Here is a 21,892-nt window from a genome sequence, read left to right as displayed (position 1 = left end):
CCTCAAGCACACTTGAGGCCGGAGGCTCGGACACACGGAAAGCCGCTGTACCAAGCCGTCCGACCTGGGGGGTCCCATGCACGCCGTCCGTCTGCACGCCTTCGGCCCGGCCGAGAACCTGACGTACGAGGAGGTCGCCGATCCGGTGCCGGGCCCCGGCCAGGTACGGATCGCCGTCGCCGCCGCCGGGGTGCACCTGCTCGACGCCGCCCTGCGGGAGGGCCACCAGGGCCCGCTGCCCGAGCTGCCCGGACTGCCGACGGTGCCCGGCCGGGAGGTCGCAGGGGTGGTGGACGCGCTCGGCGACGACGTCGACGACAGCTGGCTCGGCAGACGGGTGGTGGCCCACCTGGGGACCGTGCCCGGCGGATACGCGGAACGCGCCGTCACCGGGGCGGAACGCCTCCACGAGCTGCCGCAGCACCTGGACTTCGCCACGGCCGTCGCCATGATCGGCACCGGGCGAACGGCGCTGGGCATCGTTCAGTTCGCCGAACCGGGACCGGACGACGTGGTGGTCGTACCGGCTGCGGCGGGCGGCATCGGCACCCTCCTCGTGCAGTACGCCAAGAACGCCGGAGCGACCGTGATCGGGCTGGCGGGCGGCCCCGAGAAGACGGCCCGGGTACGGACGGAGGGCGCCGACCTCGCCGTCGACTACTCCGACCCCGGCTGGCCCGCCGAGGTCCGCGCCCACCTCGGCGGCCGGACGGCCACGATCGTCTACGACGGCGTCGCCGGCGCGGTCGCCCGGGAGGCCGTCGCCCTGCTCGGCCCCGGCGGCCGGCACCTCGTCTTCGGCTGGTCGGCCGAGGGCATCGGAGCGGGCCGGGGTCATTTCGTCGAGGGCGTCTCGGAGTCCGTCCTGGGCCCGGCGATGCTGCGGAAGGCGGGCGGTCTGCGCGCACTGGAGCTACGGGCCCTCGACGAGGCCGCCCGGGGCCGGCTGCGCCCGGCGATCACCCGCTTCCCACTCGCGCAGGCAGCAGCCGCGCACCGGTCCCTGGAACAGCGCGGCACGATCGGAAAGGTGGTATTGGAGCCGTGAGACATCGGAGTCACACGGCCGGCGCGACAACACGGCCGAGGCGAGCTACCAGGCCACGACCAGGCCGAGCACACAGCCCCACACAGCCGGGCTGAGCACACGGCCGGGCTGAGCCACCGGGCCCACTCTGCCAGGGGCGGCCGGCTGTCAGCGGGCCGCCCCCGCGAGCTTGTCCAGGGCCCCGTCCGTGAGGCGGTACACCGTCCACTCGTCCTGCGCACGGGCACCCAGCGCCTCGTAGAAGCCGATCGCGGGCTGGTTCCAGTTCAGCACCGACCACTCCAGCCGCTCGTATCCGCGCTCCACGCAGATCCGCGCCAACTCCGTCAGCAGCGCCCGCCCGTGCCCGCCGCCGCGCGCGACCGGGCGGACGTACAGGTCCTCCAGATAGATCCCGTGCACCCCGCGCCACGTGGAGAAGTTCAGGAACCACAGCGCGAACCCGACCGGCTCACCGCTGTCGTCGTCCACCGCCATGTGTGCGAAGGCCGCCGGCCGCTCCCCGAACAGCGCCTCCCGCAACTGCTCCTCGGTCGCCCGCGCCTCCTCCGGCGCCTTCTCGTACTCGGCCAGCTCGCGTATCAGGGTGTGGATGACGGGGACGTCGGCGGAGGTCGCGGTGCGAATCATGGGGGGAGGGTAGCCGCGCCCCCTCTCCCCCATCACCCGGTTTCCGCTCCCCCACACCCGGTATCGCCCGGCCCAACCGACGACCGGCCACATGGGCACGCTCACCACCGAGCGCGAGTCTGTACGCGATCCGGCCCCTGACGCCTCAGTGCCGCCCGGCCACCCGGTCCGCCACCTTCGCCAGACGCGAGGACTCCGTACCCGGGTACCGGCGCTCGCGCTCGTCGGCGGCACGGTAGGTGGCGTACATGCCGTGCACACCCAGCCAGCGGAAGGGCTCCGGCTCCCACTTGCGGACCTTGTGGTTCACCCACGGCAGATCCGTCAGCCCGGTCCGGCCACCCTGCCCGGAGTCCTGCTGAACGAGGTCACGCAGGGTCCGGGCGGCCAGATTCGTCGTGGCGACACCGGAACCGACGTAGCCGCCGGCCCAGCCGAGGCCCGTGGAGCGGTCCAGCGTGACCGTCGCACACCAGTCGCGCGGAACACCGAGGACACCCGACCAGGCGTACTCGACCCGGACACCCGCCAGCGACGGGAAGAAACGGGTCAGGATCTCCCGCAACGCCTCGACGGTCGCCTGCTGCGTACGGCCGTCGTTGTCCGTGCGCGAGCCGAAGCGGTACGGCACGCCGCGCCCGCCCAACGCGATCCGGCCGTCGGCCGTCCGCTGCGCATACATGTACGCGTGCGCCATGTCACCGAGGGTCTCCCGGCCCGCCCAGCCGATCGCCGCCCACTGCGCCTCGCTGAGCGGCTCCGTGGCGATCATCGAAGAGTTCATCGGCAGCCAGGTCCGCTTCTGGCCCTTCAGGGACGCGGTGAAACCCTCCGTACAGCGCAGGACGTACGGCGCGCGGACGGTGCCGTACGGGGTGACCGCATGCTTGGGACGGATCTCCGTCACCGGCGTCGACTCGTGGACGGTCACCCCGAGCGCCTCCACGACCGCCGCGAGCCCCTTCACCAGCTTCACCGGATGCAGCCGCGCCCCATGCGGAGTCCAGGTCGAACCGACCGCGTCCGCGATCCGGACCCGCTCGGCCGTCTCCCGGGCCCCGTACAACTCCCGGTCCTTCTCACCGAACGCCAGCTCGTGCTCGTGGAACGCCTTCAACCGCGCCAACTGCGCCGGGGTGGTCGCCACTTCGAGCACCCCGCCCCGGTGCACATCGGCGTCGATGCCCTCGGCCTCGGCGACCGCGATCACCTCGGCCACCGTGTCGTTCATCGCCTTCTGCAGCCGTACGGCGGCCTCGTGACCGTGCAGCTTCGCGTACCGGTCCCGGCCCGCGATCCCGTTGTACAGCCAGCCGCCGTTGCGGCCGGAGGCGCCGTACCCGCAGAACTTCTGCTCCAGCACGGTGATCCGCAGAAACGGCGCCGCCTTCTTCAGGTAGTACGCCGTCCACAGGCCCGTGTACCCGCCGCCGACGATGACGACATCGGCCGTCGCATCCCCGGACAGCGGCTCCCGCACCGCCGGGAGACCGTCGTCCGCGTACCAGAACGAGACACCACCGTTGACGACACTGCTTGCCGAGCTGCTCATGGCCGGGACGTTAACCCCTGAGCCCGGCCAGTGTCTCCTTCGGATTCCATGCTTTTCCCCGGCCCCTGACCAGCGGATAACAGGCAAGACCGAGCAGCACGGCGACGAAGTGCCCGAAGTCGGTGAAGGTCGGCCCCTCCGTCAACGGCAACCCGAAGACGAGCAGCACCGCCGCCAGATACCCGTACCGCCAGGGCACCGCGAGCCGGTAGGCGAGCACGGCGATCACCCCGGCCAGCGCATAACTCACACCGATGTCCAGCGTGTCGACCGCCGAAGGCGGGGCCATGCCGTCCTGGATCGCCTTCAGCAGCACCCCCTCGCTGATCAACGAGGCCAGGACGTGCGCCGGCACGCAGACCGCCAGCCAGCGAGCCGTACCCAGCCAGCGCTCCGCCGGCGCATGGAACACCGTGTACAGAAACGCGTACGGCACCCAGTGCCCGCCCCCGATCCACATCGCGCTCGTCACCAGCACCCGCACAGGGCTGCGCGACAGCTCGTGGATGTTCGTCGACCGGTGCCGCAGGAAGTGCGCCTCGAACTCCGGCGACATGCGGTGCAGGGCGACCGTCGTGACGAACAGGATCCCGAGCCACACATACGTGCCGGGAGCACCACGGACGTACGCCCACACCCCGCTCGGGCCCCGCTGGATTCGCATGAGCCGATTCACGCACGCCCGCATCGTCCGACCCGTGATCGACATTCCCGGCGAACCGCGGCCCGGCGGGGATCGCCCGCCGCCTGACATGGAAAAGCCCAGGCAGGAGCAGGTCCCACCTGGGCTGATGGAGCCCCCTGTCGGATTCGAACCGACGACCTTCGCTTTACAAGAGCGGCGCTCTGACCAGCTGAGCTAAGGAGGCCTGCACGCGCGCGTGAAGCCCACGTGCCTGTGCAGTGTACCCACGTCCCAGCGGGGGCCTGTCGAAAATTTCCGCGAAGTTCACAGGGGTCCAGGTACTGACAGAGCAGGTGAACGGCAGGTACCGTCCTGACCCAGTTCACTCCGGTGGACTACACCAACCACCTTCCTACAACGGATCGTCCGGCACGTTCCTGCCGGTAGAAGGGGGCCCATTCACCATGGCCACTGTCACGTTCGACAAGGCGACCCGGATCTACCCGGGTTCCACCAAGCCCGCCGTCGACCAGCTCGACATCGCGATCGAGGACGGCGAGTTCCTCGTCCTGGTCGGCCCGTCGGGTTGCGGAAAGTCCACCTCGCTGCGGATGCTCGCGGGCCTGGAGGACGTCGACGGCGGAGCCATCCGCATCGGTGACCGCGATGTCACGCACCTGCCGCCCAAGGACCGGGACATCGCCATGGTGTTCCAGAACTACGCGCTCTACCCGCACATGACGGTCGCCGACAACATGGGCTTCGCGCTCAAGATCGCCGGCGTCAACAAGGCGGAGATCCGGCAGAAGGTCGAGGAGGCCGCGAAGATCCTCGACCTCACCGAGTACCTGGACCGCAAGCCGAAGGCGCTCTCCGGCGGTCAGCGCCAGCGTGTCGCCATGGGCCGCGCGATCGTGCGTGAGCCGCAGGTCTTCCTCATGGACGAGCCGCTGTCCAACCTGGACGCCAAGCTCCGTGTGTCGACGCGTACGCAGATCGCGTCCCTGCAGCGCCGCCTCGGCATCACCACCGTCTACGTCACCCACGACCAGGTCGAGGCCATGACGATGGGTGACCGGGTGGCCGTGCTCAAGGACGGCCTCCTGCAGCAGGTCGACTCGCCGCGGAACATGTACGACAGGCCCGCCAACCTCTTCGTCGCCGGCTTCATCGGCTCTCCCGCCATGAACCTGGTCGAGGTGCCGATCGCCGACGGCGGTGTGAAGTTCGGCAACAGCGTCGTGCCCGTCAACCGCGAGGCGCTGACGGCCGCCGCCGACAAGGGTGACCGTACGGTGACCGTCGGCGTCCGCCCGGAGCACTTCGACGTGGTCGAGCTGGGCGGCGGCGTCGCCGCGACCCTGTCCAAGGACACCGCGGACGCGCCGGCCGGTCTCGCCGTCTCCGTGAACGTCGTCGAGGAGCTGGGCGCAGACGGCTATGTGTACGGCACCGCGGAGGTCGGCGGCGAGATGAAGGACCTGGTCGTCCGGGTCAACGGCCGTCAGGTGCCGGAGAAGGGCTCCACGCTGCACGTCGTGCCGCGGCCGGGCGAGACCCATGTGTTCTCCACCTCCACGGGCGAGCGGCTGTCTGACTGACGCTCGCATCGCAACCACGTCGCAGGGCCTCGCGGTCAGTCCGCGGGGCCCTTCGCGTGGGGTGCGGATACCCCGGCAGAGGGATCATTTCGGGCGAGGTGCGTCAACCCTCTACCCAGAAAGCGGCGCCATCTCATCCCCCATAAGGGTGACTCAATGTCTCCAAATCATTACTGGGCGCTACCCTCACACGCGTGAAGCACTCCACCACCCCACAGACGCGCCGCGGCCACCGGGGCGGTCCGGCCCGCCGGATCGGCCGCACTCTCGCCCTCGTCCTGCCCGTCGTCCTGGTTCTCTCCGGGACCCTCGCGGTCACCCGGGTCAACTGGACGGGAAGCCCGTCCGGCTCGGTGCTGGCCGCCTCCGACGTCTCCGCGGCGAAGGTTCACGCCGCGGAGGCCGCCCAGGCTCCGCAGGACGTGCTCCGTGACCAGCTGATGACCGAACTCCAGGACCAGAACCCCGGGGTCGTCCTCACCCACCTCCAGCAGGCGGTCAACGGACACCCGTCGCTGGCGCAGCACTGCGGCTCGATCGCCCGCGCCCTCGGCAAGGCCGCGGTGCGCATCTACGGCGCCTCGCGTGCCCAGTCGTACGCCCGCCCGGTCTGCGACACGGCCTTCGCCTCGGGTGTCCTCGCGGCGCACAGCTGATTGCGGTACGGCCCGCTTCCGGTGGGAAGTGGGTAACACCTGCCCGAGGAGTCCGCTGCCACCGGCACGCGGTGCGGGGGCGCCACGTACAGTGCGGTCATGACCCATCCGAACGCCGCGTCGCGCCCCACTCAAGCCGTGGTCCTGGCCGGTGGCCAGGGCTCCCGGCTGCGTCCGTACACCGACGACCGGCCCAAGCCGATGGTCGAGATCCCCGGCACGGGGACTCCGATCATCGGCCATCAGCTCATCTGGCTCGCCGAGGAAGGCGTGACGGACGTGGTGGTCTCCTGCGGCCACCTCGCCGAGGTCCTGCAGAAGTGGCTCGACTCGGCCGACCTGCCCGTCTCCGTCACCACTGTCGTGGAGTCCGAGCCGCTCGGCCGCGGAGGCGGCCTGCGGTACGCCGCCGCGCATCTGCCGCACCCCGACCGGCCCTGGTACGCCACGAACGGGGACATCTGGACGCGGTTCTCCCTGCGGGACATGGCCGACTTCCACGCGGAGCGGGACGCTGTCGCGACCCTGGCTCTGGCTCGTCCGCGTATTCCGTGGGGCGCGGTGAAGACCGACGGGTTCGGGCACATCACCGACTTCATCGAGGCTCCGCCGTCGACGTTCGAGATCAACGCGGGTGTGTACGTCTTCTCGCCCGAGTTCGCCGGACTGCTCCCCGAGCGGGGGGACCATGAGCGGACGACGTTTCCCCGGCTGGCCCGGGAGAAGAAGCTGGCCGGTTTCCCCATTCCGCAGGGGGCGTACTGGCGGGCCATCGACACGGCCAAGGATCTGACGGAGGCCGCGAAGGAATTGGCGGCGCTGGGCCGGTGACGGCGGCGCTCCGGCCGACGGCCGGTGGGAGCTGGTCGCGCAGTTCCCCGCGCCCCTGACCCGGCACATGTGCACCAGGCCGCCGCGCCCCTGACTCAGCACCTGTGCGCCACGCCGGCGCGCCCCTGACACGGCACACACGCGCCGCACCGAAAGGGCCCCGTACCGCCAGTGGTACGGGGCCCTTTCCTGCTGGTCGGGTCAGCCCAGCAGGCCGCCCACCAGGCCGGGCTGGCCGCCTGAGGACGTGCCGCCGCCGGAGGTGCTGGTGCCGCCCGTCGACGTGGAGCCGCCGGAGGTGCTGCTGCCGCCCGTGCTGGTCGGCCCCGCCGTGGTGCTGGGGGCGCCGCCCGTGGCGGGCGAGGTCGGGCGGGGCGGGACCTGGCCCGTGGTGCCCTGGGTCTGGCTGGGCGTCGTGACGGTGGCGCCGGTGCTGTGGCCGGCACCCGGCGTCGTCGCCGCCCCGGAGGGCACCGCGCCGGCCGTGGCTCCGCCCGTCGGAGTGCTGGAGGCCGCCGGGGTCTTCTTGTGCCGCTTGCCGGGCTCCTGCGGGAAGGGGGAGCCGGGGAGCTGGTTGCGGGGGGCCTCGCCGGGGCCGGGGACGACCACGCGGCTGGAGTCGCGCACCGCGCCGCCCAGCAGGGAGCCGATGAGGAGGGTCAGACCGACGGTGACGGCCGTGATCAGGGCGCCGCGGCGCAGCACGTACCGGCGCAGTTCCCAGATGTCGGAGCGGGGGCCGAGCCGGCGCCAGGCGCTGCCCGCGAGGCGGCCGTCGATGGAGTAGACGGGGGCGCCGGCGATGATCAGCGGGGACCAGGCGGCCAGGTAGATGATGTCGGGGGCGTCGTAGACCGGGACGGTCTTCCAGCTGACGGTGACGATCAGTGCGGCCGAGAGCAGGACGCCGACGACGGCGGCCACGCGCTGCCAGCATCCGAGGATGGTCAGGACGCCGACGACCACCTGGAGGAAGGCGATCACCAGGCCGGAGCCGACCGGGTGGTGCAGGGCGAACTGGCGCAGCGGCTCGGCGACGTCCCAGGGGTGGAGCGTGTTGAGCCAGGTGACCATCGAGCCGCGTTTGCCGCCGTCGAAGTAGACGGGGTCGCACAGCTTGCCCATGCCGGCATAGATGGAGATGAAGCCGAGGAAGATGCGCAGCGGGAGGAGGACGACTCCGAGGTTCAGCCGGCGGCCGGGGTAGTACGCGTGCCGGGCCGGGTCGTCGCCGTGACGCTTGGCGGGGCGCGGGCTGTCGTCGTCGGTGTCGGCCGGGTCCTGGTAGTCGTCGTACGGCTCGCCGTCGTACGGCTCGTAGCCGGTGTCCGGGTAGGGCGGGTCGTCGTAGGCGCCGGTCACCGTGCGCATGTGCGGCAGGAGACGGGTGCCGTCGGCGTCGGGTGCGGTGCGCTGGTGGCCGACGAGGGGGGTCTCGACGGTCTGGTCCAGTGTGTCGTAGGCGTCGGCGTAGCCCGTCTGGACGCGCGGGATGACCTGGGTGGCACCGGCCTCGGGCTCGTCGGCGTAGCGGACGCTGCTGCCCCGCACGGCCTGGAGGAGGCGGTGGGCTCCGGTGTCGTCGGGGGCGGACTTGCCGCTCCACACGACGGGGCGGCGGCGGCCGGCGGCGCCCGCCCGGCCCGCCGTACCCACGACGGGCTTCCGGGCGGTGTCCTGGCCGGCGCTCAGATGCCGGGCGATCCGCTGGGATTGGGTGCGCTTCACCGACGTGCCGAGCTGCACGCGGAAGCTGGCGTGATTGACGATGACCTGCGCCGGATCGCTCGGCACCTTCACCATGCTCAGCGCGGGAGCGTCGTCGAATCCCGACGAGCGGTCCCCCGTGGGTGTGCGGGGTGTTCTGGTGTCCACACTCATCTAACCGAGTGACGTGGCGTTAGGACACTGCCCTGACCGGGCGGATGTGTCTGGACCCCGTCAAAGCCGCACCGAACGCCACATGGACGCCAAAATTACCCCGCAAGGGTGAACTTCCGGACGGGTATTCGAGCCCGTCCGGACCGTTGTTCAGCTCCGCCTGCGCGCGGTCTCGTACAGGACGATCCCCGCAGCCACACCCGCGTTCAGCGACTCCGCACCGCCCGGCATCGCAATGCGGACCCGGAAGTCGCAGGTCTCGCCGACCAGGCGGGACAGGCCCTTGCCCTCGCTGCCGACCACGATGACGACCGGCCCCTCCAGGGCCTGCAGATCACCGAGTTCGACCTCGCCGTCCGCCGCGAGGCCGACCACCGTGACGCCGGCCTTCTTGTAGGACTCCAGCATGCGGGTGAGGTTGGTGGCGCGGGCGACCGGGGTACGGGCGGCCGTACCGGCGGAGGTCTTCCAGGCGCCGGCGGTCATGCCGGCCGAGCGCCGCTCGGGGACGACCACTCCGTGGCCGCCGAAGGCCGAGACCGAGCGGACGACCGCGCCGAGGTTGCGCGGGTCGGTGACCCCGTCCAGGGCGACGACCAGCGGGTCCTCTCCCTCGTCGGCCGCCGCGTCGAGCAGGTCCTCGGGGTGCGCGTACTCGTACGGCGGGACCTGCAGGACCAGGCCCTGGTGGTTGAGGCCGTTCGTCATGCGGTCCAGCTCGGGACGCGGGGCCTCCATCAGGTTGATGCCGCCCCGCTCGGCGGCGAGCTGGAGGGCCTCGCGGACGCGCTCGTCGTTGTCGATGAACTGCTGGACGTAGAGCGTCGAGGCGGGCACGCCCTCGCGGAGCGCCTCGACGACCGGGTTGCGGCCGACGACCAGCTCGGAGGCGGACTTGCCGCCGCCCCTGCGCTGCTGCGTGCGGCCCTGCGCGCGGCGGGACTTGGCAGCGGCGGCGCGCTGCTTGGCGTGTCCCTTGCGCATCTCGGCGGGCGGGGTCGGGCCCTTGCCCTCAAGGCCACGGCGCCGTTTGCCGCCGCTGCCGACCTGCGCGCCCTTCTTGCCGGACATGCGGCGGTTGTTCGCGGCCATCAGTTACTCGTCTCCGTGAGCGTCGTACATACGTCTTATGCAGTGTGCCGCCCGGCGGGCCGGGCGGCACAGTCGATCAAGCAAGGGGTCAGCGGGCGCCGAGGCTCCAGCGCGGCCCCTGCGGGCTGTCCTCGATGACCAGACCGGCCTGGGCCAGCTGGTCGCGGATGGCGTCGGCGGTGGCCCAGTCCTTGCGGGCGCGGGCGGACTCGCGCTGCTCGAGGACGAGCCGGACCAGGCTGTCGACCACGCCGTGCAGATCCTCGCCCCGGTCGGTCTCGCCGGCCCAGTGCGGGTCGAGCGGGTCGAGGCCGAGGACGCCGAGCATGGCCCGGACCTCGGCGAGCCGGGCGACGGCGGCTTCCTTGTCGTCGGCGGCGAGTGCGCTGTTGCCCTGCCGGACGGTGGTGTGCACGACGGCGAGCGCCTGCGGGACGCCCAGGTCGTCGTCCATCGCCTCGGCGAAGGCGGGCGGGACGTCGGCGGCCGGCTCGACGGTCTCCCCGACCAGCTCGGTGACGCGCTGGACGAAGCCCTCGATCCGCGCGAACGCGGACTCGGCCTCGCGCAGCGACTCCTCGCTGTACTCGATCATCGAGCGGTAGTGCGGCGTGCCCAGGTAGTACCGGAGCACGATCGGCCGCCACCGCTTGACCATGTCGGTGACCAGGACGCTGTTGCCGAGCGACTTGGACATCTTGTCGCCGGCCATGGTGACCCAGGCGTTGTGCACCCAGTACCGGGCGAAGTCGTCGCCGTAGGCCTTGGCCTGGGCGATCTCGTTCTCGTGGTGCGGGAAGATCAGGTCGAGGCCGCCGCCGTGGACGTCGAAGGCGGAGCCCAGGTACTTGTGGGCCATCGCCGAGCACTCCAGGTGCCAGCCGGGCCGGCCGGGTCCCCACGGGGTCGGCCAGGTGGGCTCGCCGGGCTTGGCGGACTTCCACATGGCGAAGTCGCGTGCGTCCCGCTTGCCGGTCTCACCCTCGCCGGACGGCTGGCGCAGGTTGTCCAGCTCCTGGCGCGACAGCTCCAGGTACTGCGGGTAGGACCGTACGTCGAAGTAGACGTTGCCGTCGGCCGCGTAGGCGTGCCCGCGCTCGATGAGGCCCTGCATCATCTCGACCATCTCGGTGATGTGGCCGGTGGCGCGGGGCTCGTACGTGGGCGGGAGGCAGCCGAGGGCGGTGTAGCCCTCGTTGAAGGCGCGCTCGTTCTCGTACCCGATCGACCACCAGGGGCGGTTCTGCTCGTGGCTCTTGGCGATGATCTTGTCGTCGATGTCGGTGACGTTGCGGACGAACGTCACCTGGTAGCCGCGGTACTCGAACCAGCGGCGCATGATGTCGAAGTTGAGGCCCGAGCGGATGTGGCCGATATGGGGTGCCGCCTGCACGGTGGCGCCACACAGGTAGATCGAGACACAACCCGGCTTGAGCGGGGCGAAGTCACGGATCTGCCGGGCGCTGGTGTCGTACAGGCGAATGGTCACCACTCCAGAGTAGTGGGCGCCGGGCAGTGCCATGCGCCCACCGGCAAGGATTCCCCCGTGCCAGGAGCCCGCTCAGAGCAGGCCGACCACCTTGCGCGGCAGGACCCGCACGACCGCCCGGTCGGCGTCCTGCGCGGAAGCCGGGTTGAAGTCGGCGTACTTCTTGCCGGTGTACTTCACGCTCAGCTCGTCGATGAGGTCCTGGCCACCCTCGGTGGTCGTCTCCACGGTGCCGCGGATCTCGGCGTACTCGTAGGGCTGCTCGGGGTTCATGACGACGACCGTCACACGGGGGTCGTTGCGGAGGTTCTTGTACTTGCGCCGGTCGACCGTGGTGGAGAACAGCAGGGTGTCGCCGTCGCGCTTCACCCAGACCGGGGACATCTGCGGGCTGCCGTCGGGCTGGATGGTGCCGACGACGATGAACACCTTGCCGTCGAGCACGGACTTCAGGCGGTCGGACAGTACGGCGGACATGGGCACCCTCCGGATTCCAGGGGTCACTGGCGGTCCTGCGGGTACCCTCGCACGCCGTCAGCTCACCCGCACGACGAGCGCCGTGGCCACCGCCATGAGTCCTTCCTCACGGCCCGGGAAGCCGAGGCCGTCGGTCGTCGCGCCGGACACCGAGACGGGCGCGCCCGCCGCTTCCGAGAGGATCTTCTGGGCCTCGTCGCGCCGCTTGCCGATCTTCGGGCGGGGTCCGACGACCTGGACGGCGATGTTGCCGACGGCGAAGCCGGCCTCGCGCACGATCCGGGCGGCCTCGGTGAGCAGCGTGACCCCGGAGGCGCCGGACCACTCGGGGCGGCCGGTGCCGAAGTGCCGGCCCAGGTCACCGAGCCCGGCGGCGGAGAACAGCGCGTTGCAGGCCGCGTGGGCGACGACGTCGGCGTCGGAGTGGCCGGCCAGGCCGGGGCCCTCGCCCTCCCACTTCAGGCCCGCGCACCACAGTTCGCGGCCCTCCTCGAAGGCATGGATGTCGGTGCCGATGCCGACCTGGGGCAGGACGAAGGGGACCTCAGAAGCCATCGTTCAGCCTCCTGCGGGCCAGGACCGCCTCGGCGAGGACAAGGTCGAGCGGGCGGGTGACCTTGAAGGCCTCCTCGTGGCCGGGGACGGCCACGACCGTCAGCCCCAGCCGTTCCACCATGCTCGCGTCGTCGGTGACGTCGCCGGTGACGGTCTCGTGGGCACGGACCAGAGTCGCGCGGTCGAAGCCCTGCGGGGTCTGCACGGCCCGCAGCCGGGCCCGGTCGGGCGTGGCGACGACCGGCTCGGGCTCACCGGCGGCTCCGGCCGCGGGCTCGACCTCCTTGACGGTGTCCGCGAGCGGCAGCGCGGGCACCACGGCGGGGGCTCCGGCGTATACGGCCTCGATGACGGCGTCGACGGTGTCGACCGGCACGAGCGGCCGGGCCGCGTCGTGGACCAGGACGATCCCGTGCTCCGGCGGCAGCGCGTCCAGGCCGAGCCTGACCGATTCCTGCCGGGTCTCCCCGCCGGGGACGACCAGGAAGTCGGTGCGGTCGGGCAGCGCGTGCGCGTCGAGCAGCGACTTGACCTCGGCGGCTCCCTCCGGCGGGGCCACTACGACCACCAGGGAGACATGGCGGGACGCGGCGAGGGCGCGGACCGCGTGGATGAGCATGGGGGTGCCGTTCAGCGCGCGGAGCGCCTTGGGGGCGCCCGGACCTAGGCGCACGCCCCGGCCGGCGGCGGGAATCACGGCGGCGACGGGGGTCTGCGCGGGTTGGGGGCGCGATTCGTCAGACATCGGTTCCTGTCAGGTTTGTGTGCTCGACCTACGTGGGTATGGCCTGGAGGAGTGCCGGGCGCGACGCCTTGACCGGACCCTTTCCGTGACCCTGGTCGAGCCATCAGCCCGGGCCCGGCACATCAAGTATCGGGGGGTTTCCCCGAAGGGGTACGGGAGGCTTTCCGGCATCCCGTACCGGCGCGGGGGTTTCCCGGGAACGAACATGCCGCAGCGCCCGGCGACAGAATGTGTCATCGGGCACCGCGGCATTTCACTGTGCTGAGCGTGCCGGAAGCGAAAACTCGCTGCCGCTGCGCGTCAGGAGGCGAGCACCTCGTCGAGCAGAGCCTCTGCCTTGTCCTCGTTCGTGTTCTCGGCGAGAGCAAGCTCGCTCACCAGGATCTGGCGGGCCTTGGCGAGCATGCGCTTCTCACCGGCGGAGAGTCCGCGCTCGCGCTCGCGACGCCACAGGTCACGCACGACTTCCGCGACCTTGATGACATCGCCGGAGGCGAGCTTCTCCAGATTTGCCTTGTAGCGACGGGACCAGTTCGTGGGCTCCTCGGCGTACGGCGCGCGCAGCACCTCGAAGACCCGGTCCAGCCCGTCCTGACCGACCACATCACGCACGCCGACGAACTCCGCATTGTCCGCTGGCACACGTACCGTCAGGTCACCCTGGGCGACCTTCAGCACCAAGTAGGTCTTGTCCACGCCTTTGATCTGGCGAGTTTCGATGGCCTCGATCAGCGCGGCCCCGTGATGGGGATAGACCACGGTGTCGCCAACCTTGAACGTCATGTGACAGGTACCCCTTCCGTGGCTATCCAGGGTAACACGGATACGGCGTCTTCTGAATGGCGTTTTCGCAGGTCAGGGCATATCTCGGGGCTTGACAACAGCAACCGGAACGTGCTGCGGGGAGTCTGCGGAACCGGGTATTCGCAGGTCGGAGGGGCTGTCCGGGCGCGGCGAAACATGTACGTCACAGGCCCTGCGAGGCCACCCCGAGCGGCCGAACGTCCCGATTTGTCTCGTTCCAAGCGTACGACTTCCGCTACTCCGTTCGGTGACCCGGGACGGATGTGAGACGAATCCGGAATTGATCAACGGGGCCCGGCAGGGTGCTCCGGTGATCAATATCCGGCCGTCCGCGCATTCCTTCACGGAAAATTTTCGAGGGGTGTTGAGAGAGGCTCACCGTCGCGTTATGTGAATGAAGGACGAGCGGCCCCGCAATGTGACCGTGGAGTCACGTGCGGCCTGTGCGGTACCCCCACCTGGAGGGAAGGCCGGGGCCTGGGGGAGGGTCGGGTGCAGTGGCGCCGGAACGGCTCGGTAACCTAAGGCCGCTGACAGACACTTAGGGTGGCTTTATTAGGGGAGCCGCCCGCGCGTTCAAGGAGTTGCCGCCGCCGTGAGCAGCAGCCTTCGACGCGGCGCCCTCGCCGCCTCCGCCATCGTCTTCTCGATCGCCTCGCTCGCCGCCTGTGGCGCCGGCAACAACGCACAGACCCTGGAGATCAAGCCGGACAACGCGGCGACCAGCGTCGGTGACATCAAGATCCAGAACGCCGTGGTCATCACCCAGCCCGACCTGAAGTCGACGGGGCCGGCCGCGGTCGCCGCGACCCTCTTCAACACGGGTGACACCGACCAGACGCTCCAGTCGATCGCCATCCCGGGCTCCGGCGAGACCGTCAAGCTGACCCCCTCCAAGGGCCAGAGCCTGACCGTCCCGGCCCACGGTTCCCTGGTCATCGGCGGCAAGAACAACGCCTCCGCGGTGATCCCCAACGGGCGTGAGTCGGTCCAGGACGGCAACGCCCAGAAGGTCACCTTCACCTTCAGCAAGACCGGCAAGGTGAGCCTGCCGGCCTTCGTGGTCCCGGCCACCAGCTACTTCGGCACGTGGGGCCCGTCGGAGATCCCGTCCGCCTCGGCTCCCGCCTCCGGCGCCCCGGGCGCCTCGGCCTCCCGCAGCGGCAAGCCGGAGCAGGGCGACGAGAGCAGCCCGTCCGGCACCCCCACCGGGCCGGCCGCCACCCCGAGCGACTCGGCCTCCCAGTCGGCCGCCGGCCACTGACCCAGCCGCACGCACGAGGGCGGCACCCCCGCAACGGGGTGCCGCCCTTCGTCGTACGCGAACCGGACCGCCGACGGTCTACGGCTCGAACTTGTACCCCAGACCCCGCACCGTCACCAGGTACCGCGGCGCCCCGGGGTCCGGTTCGATCTTGGCGCGCAGGCGCTTGACGTGGACGTCGAGGGTCTTGGTGTCGCCCACGTAGTCGGCGCCCCAGACGCGGTCGATGAGCTGCATGCGGGTGAGGACGCGGCCCGCGTTGCGCAGGAGCATCTCCAGGAGGTCGAACTCCTTCAGCGGGAGGTCGACCTTGGAGCCGCCGACGGTGACCACGTGGCGGTCGACGTCCATGCGGACCGGGCCGGCCTCCAGGGCGGCCGGGGTGACCTCTTCCGGCTCGCCGCGGCGGCGCAGCACCGCGCGGATGCGGGCCACCAGCTCGCGCGAGGAGAACGGCTTGGTGACGTAGTCATCGGCTCCTATTTCGAGACCGACGACCTTGTCGATCTCGCTGTCCTTCGCGGTCACCATGATCACGGGGACGTTGGAGCGGCCGCGCAGCTGACGGCAGACCTCGGTGCCGGGCAGGCCCGGCAGCATGAGGTCGAGGAGGACCAGGTCGGCGCCGTTGCGCTCGAACTCGTCCAGTCCGTCGGGGCCGGTCGCCGCCACGGCGACTTCGAAGCCCTCCTTGCGGAGCATGTACGACAGGGCGTCGGAGAAGGACTCCTCGTCCTCGACGACGAGCACTCGGGTCACGGAAGGACCTCCGGGGCGGGAAGCGGTTCGTACGCGGATGTTTCCTGGGGTCCGGCCTCGTCATCGAGGCCGGGATGCTGCCCGGCGCGGTCGCGGGCCGCGCCCGCCTCCGGCAGCCTGAGAGTGAAGGTGGAGCCCTGGCCTTCGGCGCTCCAGACCGTGACCTCCCCGCCGTGCGAGGCGACCACGTGCTTGACGATCGCGAGACCCAGACCGGTGCCACCGGTGGCCCGGGAGCGGGCCGGATCGACACGGTAGAAGCGCTCGAAGACGCGTTCCTTGTCCTTCTCCGAGATGCCGATGCCCTGGTCGGTCACGGCCAGCTCGATCATGTCGCCGCCGGGCGCGGACACCCGGCGGGCGGCTATGCCGACGCGGGTGCGGGCCGGGGAGTAGTTGACGGCGTTCTCGACCAGGTTGCCGAGGGCGGCGGCCAGCTGCCCGCGGTTGCCCCAGACGTGCAGGTCCGCCGTGCCGCCCGCGGCCATCGTGATCTGCTTCGTGCCCGCCTGGTGGCGGCAGCGGTCGATGGCCTCGGCGACCAGCTCGTCCACGCGGACGGGCTCGGCGTCCTCCAACGGGTCGTCGTTCTGCACCCGCGAGAGGTCGATCAGTTCCTGGACCAGATTGGTCAGCCGGGTCGCCTCGATCTGCATCCGGCCCGCGAAGCGCTGCACGGCCTCGGGGTCGTCGGAGGCATCCATGACGGCCTCGGAGAGCAGCGAGAGCGCGCCGACCGGGGTCTTCAGCTCGTGGCTCACGTTCGCGACGAAGTCGCGGCGTACGGCCTCGATGCGGCGGGCCTCCGTCAGGTCCTCGACCAGCAGCAGGACCAGGCGGGAGCCGAGCGGGGCCACGCGTGCGGAGACGGCGAGTGCCTCGCCGCGTCCGGTGCCCCGCCGGGGCAGGTCCAGCTCGACCTGACGTATCTCACCGTCCCGTCTGGTGTCCCGGGCCATCTGCAGCATGGGTTCGATGGCGAGTTTGCCGCCGCGGACCAGCCCGAGGGCGTACGCGGCGGAGCTGGCCTTGACGACGGCGTCGGCCTCGTCGAGGACGACGGCGGAGGAGCGCAGCACCGACAGCACGGTGTCCACGCCGGGCGGGAGTACGGGATCGATGTGCAAGGAAGTCCTGGTGGGTCGCTTCTGGTCGCGTTCGCTCCAGCGGAACGCCAGCATGGCGATGACACCGGTGAGCACCCCGGCGATCGCTGCCGCTGCGGCGACCGCCGCGTTCACGTCCATGCATCCAGGTTAGGCATGCGGTACGACATGACCACAGCCGTCGAGGTGCGACCTCCAACACTCGTCGCCCAGAGTTCACCTTGGAGCCAGTACCGGTTCATTTGGGGTGGCGGAAACAGACGCGTACGGGGCACACGTTGGGAGCATGGGGTTCGTACCGCCGGTTTCGCCACGGGGCGCACGCGTGAAGTGACGGCCCCCGGAACCCCCGAACGATGACGCACGAGAGGGAACCCTGATGCGGGACGCGTACCACGAGGAACTGGACTCGATCGGCGACGGACTGGTGGAGATGGCCCGGCTGGTCGGATCGGCGATCGGGCGCGCCACGACCGCCATGCTCGACGCCGACCTGAAGCTCGCCGAGAACGTGATCGAGGCCGACCAGAAGGTCGATGAACTCCAGCACGACCTGGAGGCCCGGGCGATAGCCCTGCTGGCCCGTCAGCAGCCGGTGGCGACGGATCTGCGGATAGTCGTCACCTCGCTGCGCATGTCCGCCGACCTGGAGCGCTCCGGCGACCTCGCCCAGCACGTGGCGAAGCTGGCCCGTCTTCGCTTCCCGTCGCGGGCCGTGCCGCAGGACCTGCACGCCACCATCCTGGAGATGGGCCAGCTCGCGCAGCGCCTGATGGCCAAGGCCGCCGAGGTGATCATCACGAAGGACGTCGACCTCGCGCTCCAGCTGGAGCAGGACGACGACGAGATGGACCTGCTGCACCGCACCCTCTTCCAGCACCTGATCGACGATCGCTGGAAGCACGGCATCGAGACGGCCGTGGACGTCACCCTGCTGGGCCGCTACTACGAGCGGTACGCCGACCACGCCGTGGCCGTCGCCAAGCGCGTCGTCTACCTGGTCACCGGCGAGCACGCGGACGAGCTGCAGCAGGACATCCAGCCGGTGACCGGGGTCGAGGGCGCGTAACCCTCCCGGGGGAGCCAGGGGCTCCACGGCCCGGCGCCTCCGTGCGCCGTTGATGCGCCCGGCAGAACGGGCATGAAATGGGCGAGGGCAGCCCTGCCCCAGCGTCTAGGAGGGACCCATGGCCGAATCCCCCGGCACCACCCCCGACCCCACGCAGGAGCGCGACACCGAGCAGCCCGCCGAGACCAGGAGCCTTCCGCTGTTCGGCGCCTGCGGCTGCGGCTCGGGATGCAGCTGCGGGTGCCAGTCGGGCAACCCCTGCCAGTGCGGCTGAACGACGACCGGGGGCCGGTGCGAACTCGCTTCGCACCGGCCCTTCGCCGTACCGGAGGCGGTCCGGATGCCGTACCGGAGTCGGTACCGGATGCGGCAGCTGATGCCGTCCGGAGGTGGTACCGGAGGCGGCAGCTGATGCCGTCCGGAGGCGGCGGCTGATGCCGCCCTGAGGCGGTACAGGATGCCCGTCCCGGCCGCCGGGCGCAGCATGGACGTGAGCAGTGGCAAGGGGAAGGAGGCGTGAGGCCATGCCGAAGTTCATGGACGTACACCGCGGGATGAAGGGCGTCACGGCCGATCAGCTGATGGAGGCGCACCGGGCCGACCTCGCCATCGAGAAGGACGAGAGCGTGCACTTCGAGCGCGCATGGGCGGACCCGGAGTCCGGAATCGTCTACTGCCTCTCCGAGGCTCCCTCCGCCGAGGCCGTCCAGCGCATCCACGAACGCGCCGGACACCGGGCCGACGAGGTGCACCCGGTACCGCTGGAGGTCTGAGAACGGCCTCAGGACGCCCGTGCGCGCCGGTGCAGATCCTCCAGGACGCTGTGGAGCGTGGCAGTCCGGTGCCGGTCCACCGGGCTCCGTCCTCCCGGGCGATGCGGTCCAGCGCGCCGGACTCCCCCGGATCGCCGCCGAAGGCCTACGGCTGGAAGCTCAGCCGGCGGGCCAGGACGTCCCGGGCCACCTGGCTGACCGTGCGGCCGTCGGCGAACGCCCGGCCCCGGAGCCGGTCCAGGGCCTGCTCGGGGTCCGCGTCCACCTGCACCATCACCATGCCCACCGCCTGGTAGACCTCGGTGTGGTCGGCCTCGGAGGCCGCCACCCAGGACGCCACCTCGTTCTCGGCGTCCTGACCGCTCTCCCCGGCCTCGGCTGCCTGGAGGTCCGCCAGCGCGTAGGTGACCGCGTCGCGCACCCACAGCGCGGTGCGCAGATCCGGCTCCGCGAGCCCGCCGGTCTGTTCGCTGTACAGGTCGAGCGTGCCGATCGCGGCGCCGTTGACGCCGAGCGGCAGCGAGAACACCGCGCGGACGCCGAGGCCCACCGCCTCGTGCGCGAAGATCGGCCAGCGGCGGACGTCGGGGCCCTGGGTGAGGTCGGCCGCGATGACCGGGGCGCCCTGGTCGAGAGCGGTCTGACAGGGGCCGTCGCCCACGGTGTACTGCAGCTCCGCCAGCCGGGCGGCCACCCGGTCGCTGGCGCACCAGGTGACCCGGACACCCTTGCCGCCGGAGATCGACACCGACGAGCCGGCGACCGGCAGCAGCCGGGCGCACGCCTCGCACAGCGCGCCGGGCACCGCTTGCGGATCGCCGGCACCGCGCGCGGCAGCGGCCAGCGCCTCGGTGACCCGCAGGCGCTCCGCGTCCGGCGGCCCGCCACGGCCGGCCGACGCCCGGGGCTCCTCGGGCGGCATCCGCATCACCCCCGCGGCATACGCACATCCGACATGATCCACCAGTGATCCCGTCCGTCCCCCGGACCGGACGGACATCACCGACCCGTTCCTGCTACCGGGTTCCCAGCATGGGAGAAGTACGCGGGCGAAGCCGATCGCTTGTACGGCGTGTCACCGACGGCCGACGGTGATGGCCCACCGGACGCCGGAGGGTGCCGTCACACTCACCGTTCCTCCGCTTGTACGGCGTGTCACCGACGGCCGACGGTGATGGCCCACCGGACGCCGGAGGGTGCCGTCACACTCACCGTTCCTCGTGGTCGGGCTCGTTCCACCTCCAGCCGGTTCTCGATGCTGCCGACCTCCCCGGCGACGCACGTCACCGGAAAACTCAGCCCGACCGGTTCGATCCGGACGGTCAGCTTCCCGGCGCCCTCGCAGTTCACCGCCACCGTCAACGTTCCGGTTCTCAGGCCGCCTTCCAGGTCCATCTCCCGGTTGCCGCCGACGTTCACCGCCTGGGCGACCACCGTGCCGTCCGGCAGGACCGGTGCCTCGGTGACGGATTCGCCGGGGACGTGCTCGGCGCGAGGAGAGGGCGACGAAGGAGACGAGGGGGAAGCGGCGGAAGAGGGAGCAGAGGGAGGCGAGTTGGGCGAGTTGGGCGAGGGAGGAGAACTGACTGAAGGGGAAGAAGCGACCGAAGGGAACGACGGGACCGGAGGGGTTGAAGAGCCGGACGTGCGGCGGGCGTTCGTCGAGGCGCCGCCGTCACCGCCGTCACCGCCGTTGCCGCCGCAACCGACGGCGAGCGCGGCGACAGCGGCGAGCACCACCGCTGGCCTGAACAGCCGGCGCCTGGCGGCCGGGCCGGCCGCCAGGCGATACCTGCGGCGCTGCTTCGCAGGAAAGGATTCCAGTGACATCTTCTCCCCAGGCTCGCTCCGGAGACGGTCGGACACGGTGACCGTAGGGCGGGACCATGGCGGAGGCGCAGCTTCCGCGGATCTCCTGAGCAAGAACTGAGGTGGCCGCCCACCCGCGCCACGCCGTCCGCCTGGCCGCCCGGTCCGGCTGGGCCGTCCGCAGCGGCGACGAGTACGGCGGCGGCTTCTCCTCCTGACCCGGTCGGGCCTTCAGCCTGCCGACTCCACGGTCAGGTCACCGTTCGTCGTCGACAGATCCAAGCGGTACCTGCCCGACGGGTCGTTCCGGAACGCGAGCTTCTTGTCGCCGTGGGAGTCGTCCGCCGCGATGCGGTACCGGGTGGGCGGGGCCGTGACCGTGAGGTTGCCGTTGGTCGTGCCGGCCGTGATGTTCTGCGGGGTGGCCGCGTGGATCGTCACCTCGCCGTTCGAGGTCTGCGTGTCGATGCCGCCGCCTTTGACGTCCTTGACGGTGACGTCGCCGTTGGACGTGCGCAGCTTCACCGGGCCCGCCGCGCTGTTCACCGCGATCTCACCGTTGCTCGTGTGCACGTCGACCATGCCGACGCCGGTGAGGGTGAGGCCGCCGTTGGACGTGCCTCCCGTCACAGGAATACCGGCGGGCACTTTGACGACGTAGTCGACGCCGCAGTCCTCGCCGCAGCCGGAGAGCGTCAGGACGCCGTTCTCCACGCTGAACGACGAGCCACGCGGCTTGTCACGGCGATAGCTGACCTTGCGGTGCACGGAGACTGTGGAGACGTCCGCCGAGGCGTCCACCTTCACCGCGCCGTCCTTGCCGTCGAGACGGATCGAGGTGACTTTCCGGGACACGTCGGCGTCGTCCTGGAACGTTCTCTGCTCGAGGGCCGAGCACGCGGAGAGCCCGCCGGCTGCGAGAACAGCCGAAGTCACCGCTACAAGGATGCGCGTATGCGTGCGCTGCATGAAGTTCCCCCGTGTGGAGCAAGTTGTGCGTCGATGATCATTCACGTCGACCATACGCAGCCACACCAGCGCGCACATTGGGGAAAACCCCCCTTGCCAGGAGGGAAACGGGGGCGGCGGCATTCCTCACCGCAGCACGGAAGACGGCCCGGTCAGG

23 protein-coding genes and 1 tRNA gene are annotated in these 21,892 nt (G+C 70.9%); 8 read left to right on the top strand and 16 right to left on the bottom strand.

What is annotated here, in order from left to right; all coding sequences use genetic code 11:
- The first annotated feature begins 76 nt into the window (after positions 1-76).
- Positions 77-1,048: a zinc-binding dehydrogenase gene (locus tag ACZ4SF_RS18335; protein ID WP_468385157.1), complete on the top strand. Its 972-nt coding sequence runs from the start codon at positions 77-79 to the stop codon at positions 1,046-1,048.
- Positions 1,049-1,195: 147 nt separating this feature from the next.
- Here the strand turns inward: ACZ4SF_RS18335 and ACZ4SF_RS18330 are convergent, their stop codons facing one another.
- The 4 genes from ACZ4SF_RS18330 to ACZ4SF_RS18315 all read right to left on the bottom strand — a co-directional run bounded on the left by ACZ4SF_RS18330 (position 1,196) and on the right by ACZ4SF_RS18315 (position 4,099).
- Positions 1,196-1,678 carry a GNAT family N-acetyltransferase gene (locus tag ACZ4SF_RS18330; RefSeq protein WP_468385154.1) on the bottom strand — a complete coding sequence of 161 codons (483 nt, stop codon included), beginning with the start codon at positions 1,676-1,678 and terminating at the stop codon, positions 1,196-1,198.
- Between the two features lie 145 nt (positions 1,679-1,823).
- A complete protein-coding gene (locus tag ACZ4SF_RS18325; RefSeq protein ID WP_468385153.1) occupies positions 1,824-3,230 on the bottom strand; it encodes an NAD(P)/FAD-dependent oxidoreductase in 1,407 nt (468 codons plus the stop codon).
- A gap of 10 nt (positions 3,231-3,240) precedes the next feature.
- Positions 3,241-3,894: a rhomboid-like protein gene (locus ACZ4SF_RS18320; protein ID WP_468385150.1), complete on the bottom strand. Its 654-nt coding sequence runs from the start codon at positions 3,892-3,894 to the stop codon at positions 3,241-3,243.
- 128 nt (positions 3,895-4,022) lie between these two features.
- Positions 4,023-4,099, bottom strand: a tRNA-Thr gene (locus tag ACZ4SF_RS18315).
- Positions 4,100-4,319: 220 nt separating this feature from the next.
- Between ACZ4SF_RS18315 and ACZ4SF_RS18310 the strand changes: the two genes are divergently transcribed.
- From ACZ4SF_RS18310 to ACZ4SF_RS18300, 3 genes are all read left to right on the top strand, one after another.
- Positions 4,320-5,456, top strand: coding sequence for an ABC transporter ATP-binding protein (locus ACZ4SF_RS18310; RefSeq protein ID WP_468385148.1), 1,137 nt, complete (start codon positions 4,320-4,322; stop codon positions 5,454-5,456).
- A gap of 194 nt (positions 5,457-5,650) precedes the next feature.
- Complete coding sequence (locus tag ACZ4SF_RS18305) at positions 5,651-6,112, top strand: hypothetical protein (protein ID WP_468385145.1); 462 nt, start codon at positions 5,651-5,653, stop codon at positions 6,110-6,112.
- A 99-nt stretch (positions 6,113-6,211) separates the two neighbouring features.
- The gene (locus ACZ4SF_RS18300; protein WP_468385143.1) at positions 6,212-6,943 is read left to right on the top strand and encodes a nucleotidyltransferase family protein; all 732 of its coding nucleotides are present in this window, start codon (positions 6,212-6,214) and stop codon (positions 6,941-6,943) included.
- A 201-nt stretch (positions 6,944-7,144) separates the two neighbouring features.
- On the opposite strand, the gene ACZ4SF_RS18295 is transcribed toward ACZ4SF_RS18300, so the two are convergent.
- From ACZ4SF_RS18295 to ACZ4SF_RS18265, 7 genes are all read right to left on the bottom strand, one after another.
- Positions 7,145-8,824 (bottom strand): DoxX family protein, encoded by a 1,680-nt coding sequence (locus tag ACZ4SF_RS18295; RefSeq protein WP_468385140.1) that lies wholly within the window; start codon positions 8,822-8,824, stop codon positions 7,145-7,147.
- Between the two features lie 150 nt (positions 8,825-8,974).
- The gene (gene rlmB, locus ACZ4SF_RS18290) at positions 8,975-9,916 is read right to left on the bottom strand and encodes a 23S rRNA (guanosine(2251)-2'-O)-methyltransferase RlmB (RefSeq protein WP_468385137.1); all 942 of its coding nucleotides are present in this window, start codon (positions 9,914-9,916) and stop codon (positions 8,975-8,977) included.
- 88 nt (positions 9,917-10,004) lie between these two features.
- Positions 10,005-11,405, bottom strand: coding sequence for a cysteine--tRNA ligase (gene cysS, locus ACZ4SF_RS18285; RefSeq protein WP_468385134.1), 1,401 nt, complete (start codon positions 11,403-11,405; stop codon positions 10,005-10,007).
- 72 nt (positions 11,406-11,477) lie between these two features.
- Positions 11,478-11,882: a PPOX class F420-dependent oxidoreductase gene (locus ACZ4SF_RS18280; RefSeq protein WP_468385132.1), complete on the bottom strand. Its 405-nt coding sequence runs from the start codon at positions 11,880-11,882 to the stop codon at positions 11,478-11,480.
- Between the two features lie 57 nt (positions 11,883-11,939).
- Positions 11,940-12,437, bottom strand: a complete 498-nt coding sequence (ispF, locus tag ACZ4SF_RS18275) for a 2-C-methyl-D-erythritol 2,4-cyclodiphosphate synthase (RefSeq protein ID WP_468385130.1) — start codon at positions 12,435-12,437, stop codon at positions 11,940-11,942.
- Entirely contained in the window at positions 12,427-13,182 is a 756-nt protein-coding gene (ispD, locus tag ACZ4SF_RS18270; RefSeq protein ID WP_468385127.1) for a 2-C-methyl-D-erythritol 4-phosphate cytidylyltransferase, read from the bottom strand. The genes ispF and ispD overlap by 11 nt, the downstream gene beginning before the upstream one ends.
- Before the next feature lie 300 nt (positions 13,183-13,482).
- Positions 13,483-13,965, bottom strand: a complete 483-nt coding sequence (locus ACZ4SF_RS18265; RefSeq protein WP_003953493.1) for a CarD family transcriptional regulator — start codon at positions 13,963-13,965, stop codon at positions 13,483-13,485.
- 616 nt (positions 13,966-14,581) lie between these two features.
- Between ACZ4SF_RS18265 and ACZ4SF_RS18260 the strand changes: the two genes are divergently transcribed.
- Positions 14,582-15,250 carry a copper chaperone PCu(A)C domain-containing protein gene (locus ACZ4SF_RS18260; protein WP_468385124.1) on the top strand — a complete coding sequence of 223 codons (669 nt, stop codon included), beginning with the start codon at positions 14,582-14,584 and terminating at the stop codon, positions 15,248-15,250.
- 78 nt (positions 15,251-15,328) lie between these two features.
- Here the strand turns inward: ACZ4SF_RS18260 and phoP are convergent, their stop codons facing one another.
- A complete protein-coding gene (phoP, locus tag ACZ4SF_RS18255) occupies positions 15,329-16,009 on the bottom strand; it encodes a two-component system response regulator PhoP (RefSeq protein WP_014673455.1) in 681 nt (226 codons plus the stop codon).
- Positions 16,006-17,256 carry a two-component system sensor histidine kinase PhoR gene (gene phoR / locus ACZ4SF_RS18250; RefSeq protein WP_468385121.1) on the bottom strand — a complete coding sequence of 417 codons (1,251 nt, stop codon included), beginning with the start codon at positions 17,254-17,256 and terminating at the stop codon, positions 16,006-16,008. The genes phoP and phoR overlap by 4 nt, the downstream gene beginning before the upstream one ends.
- 238 nt (positions 17,257-17,494) lie before the next feature.
- On the opposite strand from phoR, the gene phoU reads away from it, so the two are divergent.
- From phoU to ACZ4SF_RS18235, 3 genes are all read left to right on the top strand, one after another.
- A complete protein-coding gene (gene phoU, locus ACZ4SF_RS18245; protein WP_468385118.1) occupies positions 17,495-18,184 on the top strand; it encodes a phosphate signaling complex protein PhoU in 690 nt (229 codons plus the stop codon).
- A gap of 118 nt (positions 18,185-18,302) precedes the next feature.
- Positions 18,303-18,458 (top strand): hypothetical protein, encoded by a 156-nt coding sequence (locus ACZ4SF_RS18240; protein ID WP_201833051.1) that lies wholly within the window; start codon positions 18,303-18,305, stop codon positions 18,456-18,458.
- A 250-nt stretch (positions 18,459-18,708) separates the two neighbouring features.
- On the top strand, positions 18,709-18,957 hold the full coding sequence (locus ACZ4SF_RS18235) for an SCO4226 family nickel-binding protein (RefSeq protein ID WP_468385114.1): 249 nt from the start codon (positions 18,709-18,711) through the stop codon (positions 18,955-18,957).
- 145 nt (positions 18,958-19,102) lie between these two features.
- On the opposite strand, the gene ACZ4SF_RS18230 is transcribed toward ACZ4SF_RS18235, so the two are convergent.
- From ACZ4SF_RS18230 to ACZ4SF_RS18220, 3 genes are all read right to left on the bottom strand, one after another.
- Positions 19,103-19,879, bottom strand: coding sequence for a GAF and ANTAR domain-containing protein (locus tag ACZ4SF_RS18230; protein WP_468385112.1), 777 nt, complete (start codon positions 19,877-19,879; stop codon positions 19,103-19,105).
- Between the two features lie 233 nt (positions 19,880-20,112).
- The gene (locus ACZ4SF_RS18225; RefSeq protein WP_468385110.1) at positions 20,113-20,391 is read right to left on the bottom strand and encodes a hypothetical protein; all 279 of its coding nucleotides are present in this window, start codon (positions 20,389-20,391) and stop codon (positions 20,113-20,115) included.
- 606 nt (positions 20,392-20,997) lie between these two features.
- Positions 20,998-21,702, bottom strand: coding sequence for a DUF4097 family beta strand repeat-containing protein (locus tag ACZ4SF_RS18220; protein WP_468385108.1), 705 nt, complete (start codon positions 21,700-21,702; stop codon positions 20,998-21,000).
- Positions 21,703-21,892 lie beyond the last annotated feature (190 nt).

The organism is Streptomyces sp. NPDC027663, from assembly GCF_055566415.1.
Note: the sequence above shows the minus strand (reverse complement) of the source record. Positions and strands in the feature narration are given on the sequence as shown.

Excerpts from the sequence above, each read along its gene's own strand:
- ACZ4SF_RS18335 (WP_468385157.1), top strand. The coding sequence starts at position 77 with ATGCACGCCGTCCGTCTGCACGCCTTCGGCCCGGCCGAGAACCTGACG.
- ACZ4SF_RS18330 (WP_468385154.1), bottom strand. The coding sequence starts at position 1,678 with ATGATTCGCACCGCGACCTCCGCCGACGTCCCCGTCATCCACACCCTG.
- ACZ4SF_RS18325 (WP_468385153.1), bottom strand. The coding sequence starts at position 3,230 with ATGAGCAGCTCGGCAAGCAGTGTCGTCAACGGTGGTGTCTCGTTCTGG.
- ACZ4SF_RS18320 (WP_468385150.1), bottom strand. The coding sequence starts at position 3,894 with ATGCGAATCCAGCGGGGCCCGAGCGGGGTGTGGGCGTACGTCCGTGGT.
- ACZ4SF_RS18310 (WP_468385148.1), top strand. The coding sequence starts at position 4,320 with ATGGCCACTGTCACGTTCGACAAGGCGACCCGGATCTACCCGGGTTCC.
- ACZ4SF_RS18300 (WP_468385143.1), top strand. The coding sequence starts at position 6,212 with ATGACCCATCCGAACGCCGCGTCGCGCCCCACTCAAGCCGTGGTCCTG.
- ACZ4SF_RS18295 (WP_468385140.1), bottom strand. The coding sequence starts at position 8,824 with ATGAGTGTGGACACCAGAACACCCCGCACACCCACGGGGGACCGCTCG.
- rlmB (WP_468385137.1), bottom strand. The coding sequence starts at position 9,916 with ATGGCCGCGAACAACCGCCGCATGTCCGGCAAGAAGGGCGCGCAGGTC.
- ACZ4SF_RS18280 (WP_468385132.1), bottom strand. The coding sequence starts at position 11,882 with ATGTCCGCCGTACTGTCCGACCGCCTGAAGTCCGTGCTCGACGGCAAG.
- ispF (WP_468385130.1), bottom strand. The coding sequence starts at position 12,437 with ATGGCTTCTGAGGTCCCCTTCGTCCTGCCCCAGGTCGGCATCGGCACC.
- ispD (WP_468385127.1), bottom strand. The coding sequence starts at position 13,182 with ATGTCTGACGAATCGCGCCCCCAACCCGCGCAGACCCCCGTCGCCGCC.
- ACZ4SF_RS18265 (WP_003953493.1), bottom strand. The coding sequence starts at position 13,965 with ATGACGTTCAAGGTTGGCGACACCGTGGTCTATCCCCATCACGGGGCC.
- phoR (WP_468385121.1), bottom strand. The coding sequence starts at position 17,256 with ATGGACGTGAACGCGGCGGTCGCCGCAGCGGCAGCGATCGCCGGGGTG.
- phoU (WP_468385118.1), top strand. The coding sequence starts at position 17,495 with ATGCGGGACGCGTACCACGAGGAACTGGACTCGATCGGCGACGGACTG.
- ACZ4SF_RS18240 (WP_201833051.1), top strand. The coding sequence starts at position 18,303 with ATGGCCGAATCCCCCGGCACCACCCCCGACCCCACGCAGGAGCGCGAC.
- ACZ4SF_RS18235 (WP_468385114.1), top strand. The coding sequence starts at position 18,709 with ATGCCGAAGTTCATGGACGTACACCGCGGGATGAAGGGCGTCACGGCC.
- ACZ4SF_RS18230 (WP_468385112.1), bottom strand. The coding sequence starts at position 19,879 with ATGCCGCCCGAGGAGCCCCGGGCGTCGGCCGGCCGTGGCGGGCCGCCG.